13 protein-coding genes and 1 pseudogene are annotated in these 14,289 nt (G+C 68.9%); 9 read left to right on the forward strand and 5 right to left on the reverse strand.

Going from position 1 to position 14,289, the window contains the following annotated elements; all coding sequences use genetic code 11:
• From EDF33_RS18840 to EDF33_RS18860, 5 genes and pseudogenes are all read right to left on the reverse strand, one after another.
• Nucleotides 1–812, reverse strand: a pseudogene (locus EDF33_RS18840) (hypothetical protein); the annotation flags it as partial.
• A 626-nt stretch (nt 813–1,438) separates the two neighbouring features.
• Entirely contained in the window at nt 1,439–2,578 is a 1,140-nt protein-coding gene (locus tag EDF33_RS18845; RefSeq protein WP_132100841.1) for an alpha/beta fold hydrolase, read from the reverse strand.
• On the reverse strand, nt 2,560–3,477 hold the full coding sequence (locus tag EDF33_RS18850) for a hypothetical protein (protein ID WP_132100842.1): 918 nt from the start codon (nt 3,475–3,477) through the stop codon (nt 2,560–2,562). Before EDF33_RS18850 ends, EDF33_RS18845 begins: the two co-directional genes overlap by 19 nt.
• On the reverse strand, nt 3,474–3,992 hold the full coding sequence (locus tag EDF33_RS18855; protein ID WP_132100843.1) for a hypothetical protein: 519 nt from the start codon (nt 3,990–3,992) through the stop codon (nt 3,474–3,476). Before EDF33_RS18855 ends, EDF33_RS18850 begins: the two co-directional genes overlap by 4 nt.
• Nucleotides 3,989–4,678 carry a helix-turn-helix transcriptional regulator gene (locus tag EDF33_RS18860; RefSeq protein WP_132100844.1) on the reverse strand — a complete coding sequence of 230 codons (690 nt, stop codon included), beginning with the start codon at nt 4,676–4,678 and terminating at the stop codon, nt 3,989–3,991. The genes EDF33_RS18855 and EDF33_RS18860 overlap by 4 nt, the downstream gene beginning before the upstream one ends.
• Nucleotides 4,679–5,141: 463 nt before the next feature.
• Between EDF33_RS18860 and EDF33_RS18865 the strand changes: the two genes are divergently transcribed.
• The 9 genes from EDF33_RS18865 to EDF33_RS18905 all read left to right on the forward strand — a co-directional run bounded on the left by EDF33_RS18865 (nt 5,142) and on the right by EDF33_RS18905 (nt 14,289).
• Entirely contained in the window at nt 5,142–5,837 is a 696-nt protein-coding gene (locus tag EDF33_RS18865; protein WP_165918882.1) for a L,D-transpeptidase, read from the forward strand.
• 7 nt (nt 5,838–5,844) lie between these two features.
• On the forward strand, nt 5,845–7,440 hold the full coding sequence (locus EDF33_RS18870) for a hypothetical protein (RefSeq protein ID WP_132100846.1): 1,596 nt from the start codon (nt 5,845–5,847) through the stop codon (nt 7,438–7,440).
• 9 nt (nt 7,441–7,449) lie between these two features.
• Nucleotides 7,450–8,037 carry a hypothetical protein gene (locus EDF33_RS18875; RefSeq protein WP_132100847.1) on the forward strand — a complete coding sequence of 196 codons (588 nt, stop codon included), beginning with the start codon at nt 7,450–7,452 and terminating at the stop codon, nt 8,035–8,037.
• A gap of 18 nt (nt 8,038–8,055) precedes the next feature.
• Entirely contained in the window at nt 8,056–8,430 is a 375-nt protein-coding gene (locus EDF33_RS18880) for a hypothetical protein (protein WP_132100848.1), read from the forward strand.
• Between the two features lie 29 nt (nt 8,431–8,459).
• Nucleotides 8,460–9,170: a hypothetical protein gene (locus EDF33_RS18885; RefSeq protein WP_132100849.1), complete on the forward strand. Its 711-nt coding sequence runs from the start codon at nt 8,460–8,462 to the stop codon at nt 9,168–9,170.
• Nucleotides 9,170–10,666, forward strand: coding sequence for a hypothetical protein (locus EDF33_RS18890; protein WP_132100850.1), 1,497 nt, complete (start codon nt 9,170–9,172; stop codon nt 10,664–10,666). The genes EDF33_RS18885 and EDF33_RS18890 overlap by 1 nt, the downstream gene beginning before the upstream one ends.
• A gap of 2 nt (nt 10,667–10,668) precedes the next feature.
• The gene (locus EDF33_RS18895) at nt 10,669–12,288 is read left to right on the forward strand and encodes a hypothetical protein (protein WP_207906722.1); all 1,620 of its coding nucleotides are present in this window, start codon (nt 10,669–10,671) and stop codon (nt 12,286–12,288) included.
• A 61-nt stretch (nt 12,289–12,349) separates the two neighbouring features.
• Nucleotides 12,350–13,756 (forward strand): hypothetical protein, encoded by a 1,407-nt coding sequence (locus EDF33_RS18900; RefSeq protein WP_132100852.1) that lies wholly within the window; start codon nt 12,350–12,352, stop codon nt 13,754–13,756.
• A complete protein-coding gene (locus EDF33_RS18905; protein ID WP_132100853.1) occupies nt 13,753–14,289 on the forward strand; it encodes a hypothetical protein in 537 nt (178 codons plus the stop codon). The genes EDF33_RS18900 and EDF33_RS18905 overlap by 4 nt, the downstream gene beginning before the upstream one ends.

Below are 14,289 nucleotides of genomic sequence, written 5' to 3' on the forward strand. Positions count from 1 at the left end.
TGCTCCATGCCGGGTGCGGTCTTCGCGGCGTGCTCGACGTCGGCGAGGGTCCACCCGGACACCGCGGCCGCGAGCAGGCACAGGTAGCCGGTGCGGGACGGGTCGCGGCCGCCGGCAACGGTTCCCATGTGCGCCTCACCCCACGCCGGCAGCGACCGGTGCACCCGGTGGTGGGCGTCGACGGGACCGGTGGGGGATGAGTCTGCGGGATCCACGGTCGGGCGGAGCTCGCGGAACGCGGCTGTGACGCGGAGGAGATCGCCGGCGGTGACGGTCGGGGTGCGGAGCACGTCGACGTCGTCGGCGCCCGCCATCACCTCGGACGCGCCACCCCGTGCGTGCGGGGTCAGGGGCGGGCGGACGGCGCCCGTGCGGTCGTTGCAGAGCAGCCCGTGGTCAAGGGACGGCAGCACGGCACGGGCGGCGCCGGCGAGCTGCACCATCGTGGCCTTGTCGACGCCTGCGAGAGGTACCCAGACGTGGAACCCACCTGTCGGGCTCGAGCGGCACACCACGTGCGGCACCTGCGCGTCGCGGAGGATCCGCACCAGCACGCCAAGATCCTCAGCCGCCTGGTCGAAGTCCTCCGGGGTCTTCGCGTCGAGGTCGAACGCGGCGAACCAGAACCGTCCGTCAAGATCGGTGAGATCGATCGTCCACGGCGTCGACGGGGGAGTGGGCCCTGCAGTCGGGAACTTCGACGGGTAACTGTTCGACCGAATCGTCCCGTCCGCCTCCGCGATCATGCGGTTCACGTACCGACGAGGCGCGATCGAGCGCGTCAACGCCCAGGCGGTATCCGGAGAGGACACGCGGGCAGATTGATCTATACCGGGCGCAGCAACGTGCGTTACGATGGCGACACCTCCTCCTCTCGGGGTGGCGGTACGACGAAGGCTCCCGGCTCCAACCGGGCTTCTTCTATCGGAAGCTCACGACCTGATCTGTTTGGCGACGTAGCAGGTAGTGAGAAACATGACTTGGGGCCTAGCCCCGAACCCCCGCCTCTGGCGGGGGTTTTGTCGTTAAGCGGCTGGGATCGGCAACTCCACTCGGTTAAGCCGACGGGGGTCCTCGACGAGCGGCATCGCGCCGTTTTCGGCGACGAGCGAGCGCGCTAGCGCGTCAAGGTAGTAGGCGACTGAGACGCCGCTCTCTTCAGCGGCGTCCTTGAACGCCTGGCGGGTCTCAGGAAGCACACGGCCCTGCAGAAGGACCGTAGGGGCGTTCTGCGCTCGGCTGGCGCGTCGTCCAAAGTCGCTCATAGTCACACCTTGGCGGGAACATGCATGCGCGTGGTCGCCTGGGGCGGCGTGTCGCGAGACTGCATGGATGTTCCTTCTCCTTGCGGGGTAGACGACTCGAGCGACTGGCGAGCACGACTCCATGGTGCCGAATGTCGCAGCCTGTCCAAAGCGCTAAGTGCCACCAAGGTACCCTATTCGTGCTCCGTGGATGCCGTGGATAGAGCCGCTTTCCGGGAAAGGAAGCGTGCGATCGAGCCGTGGAACAGCTGAGGCTCGCGGTTAAGTTCCATGCCGTGCGGGCAGGGCGCGATCTCCACGAGGGTGGCTGCCGCGCCAGGCGTGGCCGCGAATCGCTTGGAGACACTGAGGGGGACATCGCGGTCGCCAGAGCTGTGGACGAGGAGGATTGGCAGCCCAGCGGGCGGCGTGGGGCGCATCCAGCGCATGGGGATGGCTTTCTGGAGGCCGGCGAAGCGAGCGAGACCCGGGATCGTGAGCGTGACGGCACCCATTGACCCGAGGAACCCCGGGAAGCCTGCCTTTGACGCGCCTGCACGCAGGGCAGCGAACCAGTCGAGTGCTGGACAGACCAGGATCATGGCGTCGATCCGCTTGCGGAGGGTGGAGCGCGCGGCCGCGTGAAGAGCAATCGTCGCGCCCATCGACCACCCGACGAGCACCAGGCGCTCTGCTCCGTGGTCGACAGCGTGACGCATCGCCGCATCCAGGTCCTGCCACTCGTCTGTGCCGAACGTCGCGGGCAGGCCGCGGCCGTCTTCGACGTCGCCGCGGTATCCGATGACGAGGGAGCTCATTCCGGCAGAGAGGGTGTCGGGTACGGCGCGGAGGATGGCTTGCCGGCCCGAGTGGATCCCGTGCACATGGATGGCCCAGGTGGTGGCGCCGTCGACGGGGAAGTACCACGCCTTCCGGGTGTCGCCGTCCGCGGTGATCGCAACCTCTTCGAAGGAGGACGACACAGATGCTGGAGTGTCGAGGAGGTATCCGCTCCAGACAAGCTTGTCGTCCGCAGCCGGGAGGATCTCGGGTTCACCCAGGATCGTCCGGCGGACGTGACGGCCGTCGTCGTCGAGCACGTCGCCGACGAGGATGCTGTGCTGGCCGTCGTGGAAGTACACGCGGTACTCACCGGGGCACCGAGTCTGCTCGTCCGATGGGATGGTGATGCTGGCGGAGTCGACGTCGACGACGGTGACGGTTCGTTTCGGCCGCGGGTGAATCGCCTTCTTCGCGACCACCACGCCCGCGGCAGTCGCCGCCGCGATGACTGTCAGGGTCGCCGCCCCTGCTGCTACACCGATAACGCCCATGCCGTAACTCCCTTCGCGAGCCGTTCGTCTACTCGCTGCAAGTAACGCTGCTCTTGTTCTGTGACCTCGAGGCGACCGGCGACGATTTTGTCGCGGAGCTCGATGTACCGCTGCGCTGCGACAACTTCAGCGCTGCCCCGGAGGCGCAACGACAGCCTGCCGGCGCTCTGGTCGCGGGCTGACATGACGAGCAGGCGGAGCGAGATCACACGCCACCCGAGGACGGTGATGAGACGGCGCAGGGTCCGCCATCCGTGTGCGACACCAATGGCGACGATGCCGGGGTAGAAGAGGCTGTTAAACACGACGAGCATCGCCCGCGAGAAGGGGGTTTGCTGTCCGTCGATGAACACTCTGGTGACGTCGACGAGCTCGGCGATGATCGCGAGTACCACGAGCGCAAAGCCGATGATGAACAGGATGTTCGCACCGCGGGGCTGGGGCAGGAGCACGCCGATGGAGTCGGCGGCGAACCAGCCCATCGCAACCATGTAGATGACGATGTGCACCCACGTGGCCGGGTACTGCAGGTGCTCGTGGATGTAGGTCGTCGGCTCCCCGTTGTGATCGGGGATCGCGATGAAGGTGGCCGTCTCCGCGACGAGCACGGCGATCAGGATGGGCAGGCGCGATCGGGCTTCCGAGCCAGCGTGAGCGCGTGTGGCGTCGCGCAGGAACCAGAACGCTGCAGTCGCTGCGAGTACCTGAATCAGATCGATCGCGTTGACGTCACCCAAGAGCGCATCGATGTGCTCGACGGGCCAGACGACGCCCACCGTGGCGATGCCGACGACGGCCAGCGCTGCGGCGAGGAACGCCGGACGTCGCGCTGCGTTACCGATCGCATTGACACGGAGGAGCAGGAGTCCAACGGCAGCCCAGAACGCAGCTGGGATCACGCGAAGGCTGCCTCGCTTGCAGACAGCGTGGACTTCTGGAGGCGTTCGAGCAGGAGCATCGCCCCGCGCTCCGCCACGAGCTCCTCGACGTCAACAGCGTCAGCGTCCTCGAGCGAGGTCCGCACCGGAACGCGTGCCCGCGCCGCGGTGATCTCTGCGGTCACGCCGGCATAGCCCCGCTCCATCACCTCGACGGGCACGTGGCACCCTCCATGTCCCGCGGCGATGTGCATGAACTCGTGCAGGATCACGAACAGCTGGTAGAGGCGGGGGTCGTCAGGGTGGAAGTACACCCGTCCGGCGTCTGCAGTGTCGAGGTACAAGCCCGTCACGCTCGCGGGGTGGTCACGCGGAGGAAGCGAGTTCAGCGGATCGATGATGAGTGGCTTACCGAGCCAGGTGGTCACGGCCGTTCGCAGCGCCTCAAAGGTGAGCGGGCCGGCGGGCAGGGACAGCCTGGCGATGGCGTCCTCAGCAAGCTGAGTGGTGAGTCGTTGCGTTCGGATCTTCTTCATTCGGTACCTCCCCGCTCGTTCGGCGCCGCTGCGCGGATCGCTTCGGCGATCGCCAGGAGCTCGGCCGGAGACGCTGCGTTGACCGAGCGAGCTGCGATCCCCACACCAGTCTCTGCCAAGGCGATTTCCACTTCCAGCCGTGCGTCGACGAGATCGACGACACCAGGGAGTGCGATGCGCAGCAGGTACTCCGGCGGCACATCGAAGAAGTCCGCGATCGCGCGGAGGTCATCGCTGGTGACGTCCGTCGGTTCGCCAGCGAGGAGGCGTTCCCAGTCGGCACCGGCGAGGAGCCGTCCGCGCTTCGCCAATGCTGCGCGAATCGCGCGGTCGAGCGGGGGTGCGGGGGTGCGAGCGACGTGCAGGGCGACAAGCTTCCGGAGCCGGTAGCCGAGGAGTGCCGGTTCGAGGCGTTCGTCCCGAGGAGCGTGCAGCCGCTCCATCTCGGTGATCGCCGGTTCCAGGAGCTCGCCGACTGAGACACCGAGCGCTTCCGCGATCGTCTGCACGTCATTCGTATTGAAGGAGGTCTCGCCGCGGGTGCGCTTGTAGTAGTAGCCGCGGCTGAATCCGGCCTGCGCGATGAGGGCCGGCGTCGTGATGCCTCGGCGGATGCGGAGGTCGTCGACCGCGTCGACGAACGCCCTCGAGAACTCGTTTGGTTCGCCGCTGCCCTGTCTACCCACGCGCCGACTCTATTGGCGTACTGCGGGAACTCTAGACGCCTCATTTGGAGCGCATCGCAACACGGCTTGCCCTAAATAGGGCATACTAGCGGAACGGTACTTCTACCCCAGCAGAAGGGACACGATGGATATGGGGTCTAGCCCGATTCGTGCTTCCCGTCCATGCTCGCGGACCGGGCTTTCTGACGGCTCTGGTTCCGCGTCCGTCGTCGGCAACGGCGACGACGGTCAGGTGCAGACGCGTCGACCCCTCTCGCGCCTGCACCTGGCCCACAACCCGCGCGCGACCATCGTGCGGAACGTTCTCGCGGCTGCAGCGGCCGCGGTCGTGGTTGGTACCTGCATCACGGTGGCCGTGGTGGCTCGTCCAGCTGAGCAGCTTTCTGCACCCACAGCGGCGCCGAGCACTGCGGTGTCGATTCCGGTTCGTCCCGGCCCGTTCCGTGCTTTGACCGCGGGCCAGGTGTCCTCCCTGCCGGAGGCTCGGTACGACGCGGTGATCCCGGGCCTGATCCGCTACGACAGCACGAACACCACGGCGTTGACCCGATCGGCGACGCTCACGAAGGACGTCGCCCTCTATGGTGCCGCGCAGAAAAGTGCAGTGGCGCACCTTTCTGCAACGAACTTCCTCGGCGATCCAACGACCGTCGTCCCGGTCCGGACGGACGGCGCGTGGACGCTGATCCTGACACCGGCCCGCCAGCAGCTCCCCTCGAGCACGAACGGTGACGCTGCAGCGCAGACCTCCGCGTGGATCCGCACGGACGCCCTCACCGCGGGGGAGGCCCTGCCGTCCCGCGTGGTCGTGTCCGTGAGCAAGCAGGCCCTCAGCATCATCACCGGCAAGGACGTCGCCACCTACCAGGTGGGTGTCGGCACGAAGACAACCCCGACGCCGACCGGTGTCACCGGGTACCTGCAGGCCCGCTACCTCGACCCGAAGCAGGGGCAGAGCGTCCACCCGATCGAGCTGACGTCGCTGCACTCCGCTGCGAAGGACGAGCCGTTCGGCGGCTCGGACGGCGGCCTGATCGGGGTGCACTTCAACACCACCAGCTCTGGTGCGGTCTCGCATGGATGCATCCGGCTCACCGCCGAAGCGATCACGGCAGTCAACCGGCTGCCGCTGGGTACTCCGATCACGATCACGAAGTGAGAGCACGATGACGGACACCACACACGACTCCGCAGACGTCGACGAGCGTCCCGCAGTCACCTGCCCGTTCTGCACGGAAGCGGTGCCGCAGGCCACGTTCTGCATGCGCTGCGGCCGTCAGATCGGCCAGCTCGACCTGACGAAGATCTTCACCTCCTCCGAACGGGCCGCCGGATACGCCGAGGTCGACCAGCGCACACCGCTGGCCCGGACCGGGGACGTCGACAGCTCTGCGTTGGACGAGCCCGATGTGGAGCACGAAGAGCCCGTGGGTGAGACGGATGCCCGCCCGACGCTTCGCGTGCTGTTCGGTGGCCTGTTCGGCCGCGGCACCCGCCCGACCGACGCCGCCGCCGATGCGCCAGCCGTTGAGGGGGAGGCCGTCTCGGGCGCAGAGGACGAGAACCCGAGCCTGCGGACCTTGTTCGCCAGCTGGTTCCACCGCGCACCGGTGGACCCCTCGGCCGAGAACGACGAGCAGGGCGGCGTGAACGCTGCCCCGCTTCTCGACGAGAGTCACCGCCGGTGGGTCTGGGTTGCGGCTTTCGTCGTCGTCGTGGTGGGTACAGCGGCCTTGTTCGTGGCCGGCAGCGGACACGAGGATCAGCAGAGCTCGACGGCGCAAGTCGCCTCGGCCCCCGCGACGACGCTGCCTGGGTGGTCGAAGCAGCCTACGTGGGTGAAGAGCGGCGCGGTCGGCGCGGTCGGTGTGACCAGCGACGGGAACTACGTCGGCTACGCCCACGGGCGCACCGTCACCGTCCTGCACGCCGGGTCCGGCCGCACCGCCGCCACGCTGACCCTGCCGGGGAAGGCCGTCGGTGGCGTGTCCGCCGTGACCGTCGACGGCAAGCCGGCACTCGCGGCCGCGTCCAAGACGGCCGTGACCGTCTGGGGTGCTGGGAAGCTGCAGCTCGAGGCAGGGATCCCGACTGCCGGCGAGTTCCAGGTGCGCGCCGGAGTGCCGTTCGTGACCACCGACACCACCGCGGCGATGCTCACCGGACACGGCGCCGTCCCTGTCACGTTCCCGCGGCCGGGGGCGCTCATCATGGGCGGCACCGCGAACGGGCAGGTGCTGTGGGCCTCCGCTCGAGGTGAAGTCCTCACCGCGGCAACGAACGGCACCGTCACCCGCACCGCGAAGCTCGCTGCCCCGAAGAACGCAACGGAGATCTCCTCGTGGGTCGTCGCCACCAACAGCACGGTGTGGGTGCGGTGGAAGACCCGCGAGAAGGGTTCCGTGCTCGCCGCCCACGACGTCCGCGACGGCAAGGCCATCAGCAGCACCGGCACGAGTTCGGATGAGCCGGTCACGGCCAGCCAGGACGGGAAGACCCTCCTGGTGCAGGGGACCGCGTTCACGGCCGCCGGGAAGACCGTCGCCATGCCGAAGGGGTTCGTCGCGGACGGATTCGTGGGCAACCACCTCTACGGCGCTGACCAGGACGGCACGACCGCGTACGTGGCCGGCGACGACGTCCGCACCGGTCCTGCACCGACTGTCGTCCCGGTCGCCGAGACCGGATCCGGCGCCCTCATCGCCGTCACCGACGGCCGCATCAGCACCTACGCCACCTCCGACCAGACCACGAAGCAGTAAGGACCCTCCATGCACCCCCGCACCCGCATCGCGCTCACCACCGCCGCGATCGCCACGATGACGCTCGGCCCCGCCGCCGTCAGCCACGCCGACACCGCAGCCCCCGACGCCTCGATCGCCGTCGACGTCCCGGTCGACCCCACCCAGCCGGTCGACCCCACACTGCCCGGGGACCCGACCGTCCCGGTCGACCCGATCCCGACAGACCCGATCCCGGTTCCGACCGACCCGACGGACCCGACCGCCCCGGGCACAGACCCGACGGTGCCGACGGACCCGATCCCGGACCCGTCGGAGCCTGCCCCTGCGGACCCGACGACGCCGGTCGACCCGAATCCCGCCCCTGCGGACCCGGGCACGGATCCCACGCAGCCCACCGACCCCGGCACGCCGGCACCCGCGCAGCCCGCCGACCCGGCACCCGCGCAGCCTGCTCCGGCTCCGACGGCAGCGCCGTCCTCGGCCGCGAGCTCGCCGGCGCGGGCTGCCGCCCCTCGCTCATCCGGAGCGTCACAGACCCGTGGCACCAGCAACACCGCCACAACTCCCCGGCACACCACTGACCCCGGAACGACCCTCCCGGTCGTCGCCGGCTAACCCCGAAAGGCAACGCTCATGAGCGCACTCCTCGCCCCGGTCATCAACATGACCACCAGCGCCGTCATCGCAGCACACACCCCCTCGCACGTGGTCGCCGGCAACGCCGACATCAACCCGTTCGACGGCGTCAAGCCGGACTCGTCGTGGCTCGGCGACAACTTCACCACTCAGTGGAAGGCCGCGCTCGGCGGCGTCTGGTTCGTCTGCATCCTGGCGGCGGCGTTCTTCCTGCTCAAGGCCGTCACGAAGCTGCGTCACTTCAAGAACGCGAAGATGCCGCAGAAGGCCGAGGCCGCTAAGGGCGAGGTGATCGGCACGTCCGTGATGACCGGGGCAGTCATCATCGTGCCGGCGATCTTCGGGTTCATCCTCAACGCCGTCAACGGCTGAGCCGTTCACACCAGCGAGGGGAATCGCACATGAGCAAGCAGACCGCACCCCAGCCCCGGCGTCGCCGCCGGTGGTGGCTGATCCCAGTCGGGATCCTCGCGGCGATCGCACTCGTCGCGGTCGGCGTCACCATCGCGAACCTCGCCTCGCCGAACACCACCCGAACCCCGGCCGGGGCAGCCTCGGGGGCCCCCACAGGCACCGGGAGCACCGCCCCGGTCCAGGGCGTCGACTACGCCTCTGGCTGCGTCGCCGGCCTGGACATCACGTCGAAGGATCTGCTCGAGCTCCGCGAGAAGAAGCAGTTCACCCCGGCCGGGGCGGCGGAGTTCCTCGGCGCGTTCATGCAGGTCTACAGCGCCGCGGACCCCGACCGCCGGCCGAACCTGCGGGAGACCGTCAACGACGTCACGGACGGGACCGCGCACTCGATGCTCGCCGCGTCCGATCTGTCGAAGTCGGGCTACGACGACGGGCAGACGCACGGCGTTGACCTGTCCGGGTCGGCGTACCTCGTCCGGGACAGCACCGACACCACCGTCACCATCGCGTTCGCCGGGCTCACCACGACGAACGGCAAACCCGACCCCGCCGAGGACAGCGCCTCCAAGTACCAGTACACGGGCGGCACCTTCACCCTCACCACCAGCGCGCAGGGCTGGGTCATCTCCGACGCCGACCCCTCTCCCGGCTGGGACGAGGGCCTGACGTCCGGCACCAAGTACAAGGAGGGCTGCTGATGGCATGCCAAGCAGGAGCAATCGTCTGCGGCGGCGGTGACGCAATCGCCACGGGCCTGTCATGGATCTCCGGCGTCTTCGCCAAGGGCAAGGGCGCGGTCGAGGGCGTGAAGAAGGGCATCGAGTTCGCCCAGGATCCGCTCGGGTTCATCACGCAGCAGATGCAGGAAGCGGTGCACGCCGTCGCCGGCGTGCTGATCCCGTGGTTGCTCAGCGCCCTGCACCCGAACTACGACGCGCAGTGGTGGCTGAAGTCCTACGCGGTGTCGTTCTCGATCTCGATGTTCGTCCTCGCCGTCCAGCTGCTCATCATCACCAGTCGACGCAGGAAGGGCTCGCTGGGCGCGAAGGAGATGCTCGAGTCGATCTTCCTCGCCGCACCCGCATTCCTCATCGGCGCCGCGTTCGGCCCCGTGGTCGGTATCGCGCTGACGAAGGTGTTCACCGCTGCCGGCGACTCGATCGCCGCGTGGGCGGTGAACTCCACCACCCAAGAGTTCTTCACCAAGATCGCCGAACTCGCCGCCGCCGACGATGCCGGAGCGCTGCTGAACTCGTCAATCGTCTCGATAGTCGTCCTCGGCACCCTGTTCCTGAGTCTGCTCGGGGTGGCGTTCATCTTCATCATCCAGCTCGCCACCCAGTACCTCGTCGGCGCGGTGCTGCCGCTCGGGTTCGTGTGGATCGTGAACCCGGACACCCGGAAGATCGGCAAGGCCGTCCCGATCATCTGGGTCGTCATCGGCCTCACGCAGGTCGCGTTGATCCTCCTCGTCGGCCTGGCGTTCCGCGCCATTAACGGGATCTCGATCACCGCTGACCCGGGCACCCTCGGCAAGCTCGTCAACCCGATCCAGACGTTCGTGAACCTCGCGGTGCCGGCGGTCATCTCCTTCATCGTCGTGTTCGCGCCGCTGTCGATGCTGAAGTTCATCCCGCGCCCCGGCGGCGGTGCCGGCACGTCCCGCTCGAGCGGCTTCACCCCGCCACAGGTGGCGCCGCAGATCCCGAACACGCCCTCGCACGCCCCGCAGACCGCGCACCAGACCGCGGCGTCACAGCCGGCCGGACAGAGCGGTGGCGGCGGCTACCAGTGGAACATGCCGACCGCCCCCGCGCAGGTCGGCGGTGGGTACGGCGGCCAGGCGTCCCAAGTCGGTGCTGCCGGGAACGCTGCGGCTGCCGGTGGCGGGGGTTCGGTCAACGTGACCGCGTCCGCTGCGAGCACGGCCGGCAAGCACGCCGCCGGTGCAGCCGGTGCTGCAGGGAAGGCCGGAGCCGCAGGTGCGGGTGCCGGCGCTGGCGCTGTCGCTGTCGGTGGAGCGGGAGCGGGAGCGGCGGCCACGGCGGGCACCGCATCGACCGGTGTCGGCGCGCCCCTAGCCGTCGGGATGCTGCTGGCCAACTCGGCACTCAAGGTCGCGCAGCAGGCCTCCCAGGCCGCGTCGACGGCCGCTGAGCAGGCCGTCGAGCACGGCACCCACCAGGAGGCATGAGCATGCGTACCTCGATCATCGGCGGCGACAGCGCCCACCGTGGGCTGTTCGGCGGTCGGATCTCCAAGCCTCGGCTCTGGGCGCTCGGATCGAGCGTCGCGGTGACGCTCGTCCTCGTGTTCGTCATCGGGCTCTGGGCGCTGCTGGTTGGCGTGGTCCTCATCGGGGCCGCCTGGTTCGCGACGATCGACACGGCGAACAACACCATCCTGCAGCGCCGGATGAAGGCCGCCCGGTGGAAGGAGCGCCTCCGCCGCGGGACGACGAAGTTTGTCCCGTTCGACCAGGACGGGTGGGACATGCTCACCGACCGGTGGGCCGAGGCGAGCACCCGCGAGGAGAAGCGAGATTCCATGCAGGAGCTCCACGCGATGCGGGACACCCCGGACGGCGTCTCCGGGATGCTGTGGCTGCAGGACGGTGTCGGCGAACCGGGGATCCAGTGGCACCAGACCCCGGAAGGGGAGGAGTACCTCGCGGTCACGTTCACCACGACCGGGCAGGTCACCGGCATCGAGACCGACCAGGTCTTCGACGTCGCCTCCGCCGGGTTCTCCGCCGTCGTCGCGTCGCTCGGGGACCCGCTCGGGTTCGCCAAGCGCATCCAGACCATCAGCCGCAACATGCCCACCGACTCCGCGCAGCACGAGGCGTGGATGGCGGAGAACGGCGACAGCAGCGTCCCCGCGGTGTTGCTGCACTCCTACAAGGACGTCGTCGACGGTGTCGCCGCTGGGCAGCTCATGCAGCGGCCGATGTTCACCGTCTCCTGGCCCGTCTCGGACCGGTTCGTGCGCCGAGCCGCCCGCCACGGCGACGCGGCGCTTGGGTGGCGGCTGTTCATGGCGAACGAGATCGAGGGGATGCGGCGCATGCTCGTCGGCGCCGGCTACAAGAACGTGCAGGCGATGAGCGCCCGGCAGACCGCCGCGGTGATCCGGCACATGCAGCACCCCGGCTTCCCGATGGAGCAGGTCGCCGACGTCACCCCGAACACCGGGTGGCTGCCCTCCGAAGACGCATGGTCGTACACGACGTACGTCGGCGCACCCAAGGGCGGCCAGGTGTCGGTGTCGCTGTCGCGCACCGCACGCATCACGGCGAAGAACCTCGAAGTGATCGAGCGGAACGCGCTGTGGATGGCGCCGCTGCTTGGCGGGATGCAGTCCCAGGTGGTCCGGACGATCGCCTGGCACATCGAAGGATCCCCGCAGGACGAAGCCCGCCACCTCTCCGAGCAGGACCGGGTCTCCGACATCGCCGACCAGATCAAGCGCTCCAAGGACGGGCAGATCGAAGACGTCGCCCTGAACGTCGAAGCCGACGCAGCCCGGCGCCGCCACCAGGACCTCATCCCGGGAACCGGCCACGTCGGCGCGAACTGGGTCGGCTACATCACCGTCACCGACGGCACCGAACGCGGCCTGGCTGACGTCTCCGAGCTCATCGAGGACGCCGCGAGCCGAGCCGGGATCCGCACCCTCGAGTGGCTGGAGGTCGACTCCGCCACCGCCAACGCGTTCACCTGGCCCGTCGGCCGGGGAATCGCGCCGGCGAACGTGTCGATCGGCTCGAAGGTCGAGCAGTTCGCACAGGGCAAGGAAGCGAAGGAAGCCCTGTGAGCGGCCGCCGCCTCCGAGCGCCCAGCGAGCACACCACCGTCGAACGAACAGGAACGAACCGATGACCGACACCACCGTGCTCGAGCAGACGCAGCTCCCCATCGGAGATTGGGAGTTCCCCCGCCTCGAACCCCGCGGCTACGTCGAACCGCGCAACCGGATCTTGAAGCGCACCGGCTACTACGGCGGGCCCGTCAAGGGTGCCCCGTCGACGTCGCGGCAGGTCGAGGTGCTGAACCAGGGGATCCTGGAATCCCCGATGCAGTTCGAGGGCCTGCTGTCCGGGGTCGAGACCCTGTCGAAGACGCCGAGCGTGAACGATCAGTTCCAGGCGTACGCGCTCGGTCTGGTCGACTCCCCGAACGTCGTCGAAGCCGGCGACGTCGGCGTGGGCAAGTCGACGCTGATGAAGTGCGACTACGTCCTCCGCGCGCTGACGCTCTTGCGTCGCCGGGTGGTCGTCGTCGACAAGAAGCAGCAGTCCCCGACGGAGCCGTGGGGCGAGTACACCAACGTCGCCCACACCGCCGGGGTCGACCCGATCCGGCTCGCCCTCGGCGACCGGGACGGGTCCCGGATCAACATGCTCGATCCGGCGCTGTCGCAGACCCGGTTCATCGCCGGCGACACCGGCGCCCTCATGGTGCTGCAGCAGGCGGCCGCGCTCCTGAACGACGGCACCCCGCTGGACACGTGGGAGCGGAAGGCGCTTCGAGCAGCGCTCCGTGACGGCGCCGCCCAGGCGCGGGCCCGGGGCCGGGTGGTGAACATCTACGACGTCCTCGACCACTGCGGTGTCATCAGCGACGAGCTCACCAGGCAGATGAGCCCCACCGCGCTCGAGCGGATGCACGAAGCCGGCCTCACGCTGCGGTTCATCCTCGAACGTCTCCCGGAGGAGATGCCGGGCCTGTTCGACGGCGAGACGTCGGAGAACGTCAAGCTCGGCGAGAAGCTGACCGTGTTCGACATCTCGCAGCTGCCCGAGGACGGCCCCGCGGTCCCGCTGGCGATGATGCTCGCCAACGCGTGGACCCTCGGCACGATCCGCCGCTCTGAGCCGGGATGGAAGACGACGTTCTGCGTCGACGAGGGCTGGTTCCTCGTCGGCGGGCCGATGGGGAAGGTCATCCAGTCCAACGCGAAGCTCTCCCGCGCGCTGGGCCTGTCGAACGTGGTGAACATCCACCACATCTCCGACATCCCCGCCGACGACCCCGCGGTGGCGTTCATCAAGGAAGCCGGAACGATGCACCTGTTCCGGCAGTCGAAGGCCGACGACGCTGTCGCGGCCGCGCAGATCGCCGGGCTGAAGCCCGGCGCGGCCGAGCAGCTGATGACCCTGCCGAAGGGGCAGCACTTCAAGAAGGTCGGCCTCGCCGCGGAGGTTCGGATCGCGCACTTCCGCTCCGAGCTCGAACGGCAGATCACCGACACCAGCGCCGGCCTGACGGGAGCAGCACTGTGAACCGAACCACCCTCGCGATCGCCACCGCCGTGGTGGTCGCCGCAGCCCTCACCGGGTGCGCCAGCACGCCGGCGCAGCCGGCCGTTTCCGTCCCCGCAGCACCCACCAGTGTGGCCACGAGCGACGACGGGCAGCCGAAGGTCACCGGCCCCGGCCAGGTGACCCCGTCCGCGCAGCCGACGGCACCGGTGAACGCGGAAGACCCGATCACGCCAACGCAGGAGGGCGCCGCGACCGGGACGGCGTCCGGGTTCGTGTCCGCGTACGTCGACAAGAGCGTCACCGGCGACGCATGGGCCAAGGGATGGATGCCGTACCTCACCACCCAGGCGCAGGCCGCGTACGAAGGCACCAGTCAGCAGGCGGTCCCCGGGACCACCCTCTCCGGCACGGTGAAGCTCGAGGGCGGTGGCACCAACGGTGCCGCGATCGTCGACGTCCCCACCGACGCCGGCACGTACACGGTGCAGCTCAACCAGGTGAACGGCTCCTGGAAGGTGCTCCGCGCGGTCCTCCCCGGCGAGGACGACTGA

Source organism: Curtobacterium sp. PhB146 (assembly GCF_004342995.1).
Lineage (GTDB): Bacteria > Actinomycetota > Actinomycetes > Actinomycetales > Microbacteriaceae > Curtobacterium.

Coding starts and splice junctions, on each gene's coding strand:
- EDF33_RS18900 (WP_132100852.1), top strand. CDS start 12,350: ATGACCGACACCACCGTGCTCGAGCAGACGCAGCTCCCCATCGGAGAT.
- EDF33_RS18885 (WP_132100849.1), top strand. CDS start 8,460: ATGAGCAAGCAGACCGCACCCCAGCCCCGGCGTCGCCGCCGGTGGTGG.
- EDF33_RS18855 (WP_132100843.1), bottom strand. CDS start 3,992: ATGAAGAAGATCCGAACGCAACGACTCACCACTCAGCTTGCTGAGGAC.
- EDF33_RS18875 (WP_132100847.1), top strand. CDS start 7,450: ATGCACCCCCGCACCCGCATCGCGCTCACCACCGCCGCGATCGCCACG.
- EDF33_RS18880 (WP_132100848.1), top strand. CDS start 8,056: ATGAGCGCACTCCTCGCCCCGGTCATCAACATGACCACCAGCGCCGTC.
- EDF33_RS18895 (WP_207906722.1), top strand. CDS start 10,669: ATGCGTACCTCGATCATCGGCGGCGACAGCGCCCACCGTGGGCTGTTC.
- EDF33_RS18845 (WP_132100841.1), bottom strand. CDS start 2,578: ATGGGCGTTATCGGTGTAGCAGCAGGGGCGGCGACCCTGACAGTCATC.
- EDF33_RS18890 (WP_132100850.1), top strand. CDS start 9,170: ATGGCATGCCAAGCAGGAGCAATCGTCTGCGGCGGCGGTGACGCAATC.
- EDF33_RS18870 (WP_132100846.1), top strand. CDS start 5,845: ATGACGGACACCACACACGACTCCGCAGACGTCGACGAGCGTCCCGCA.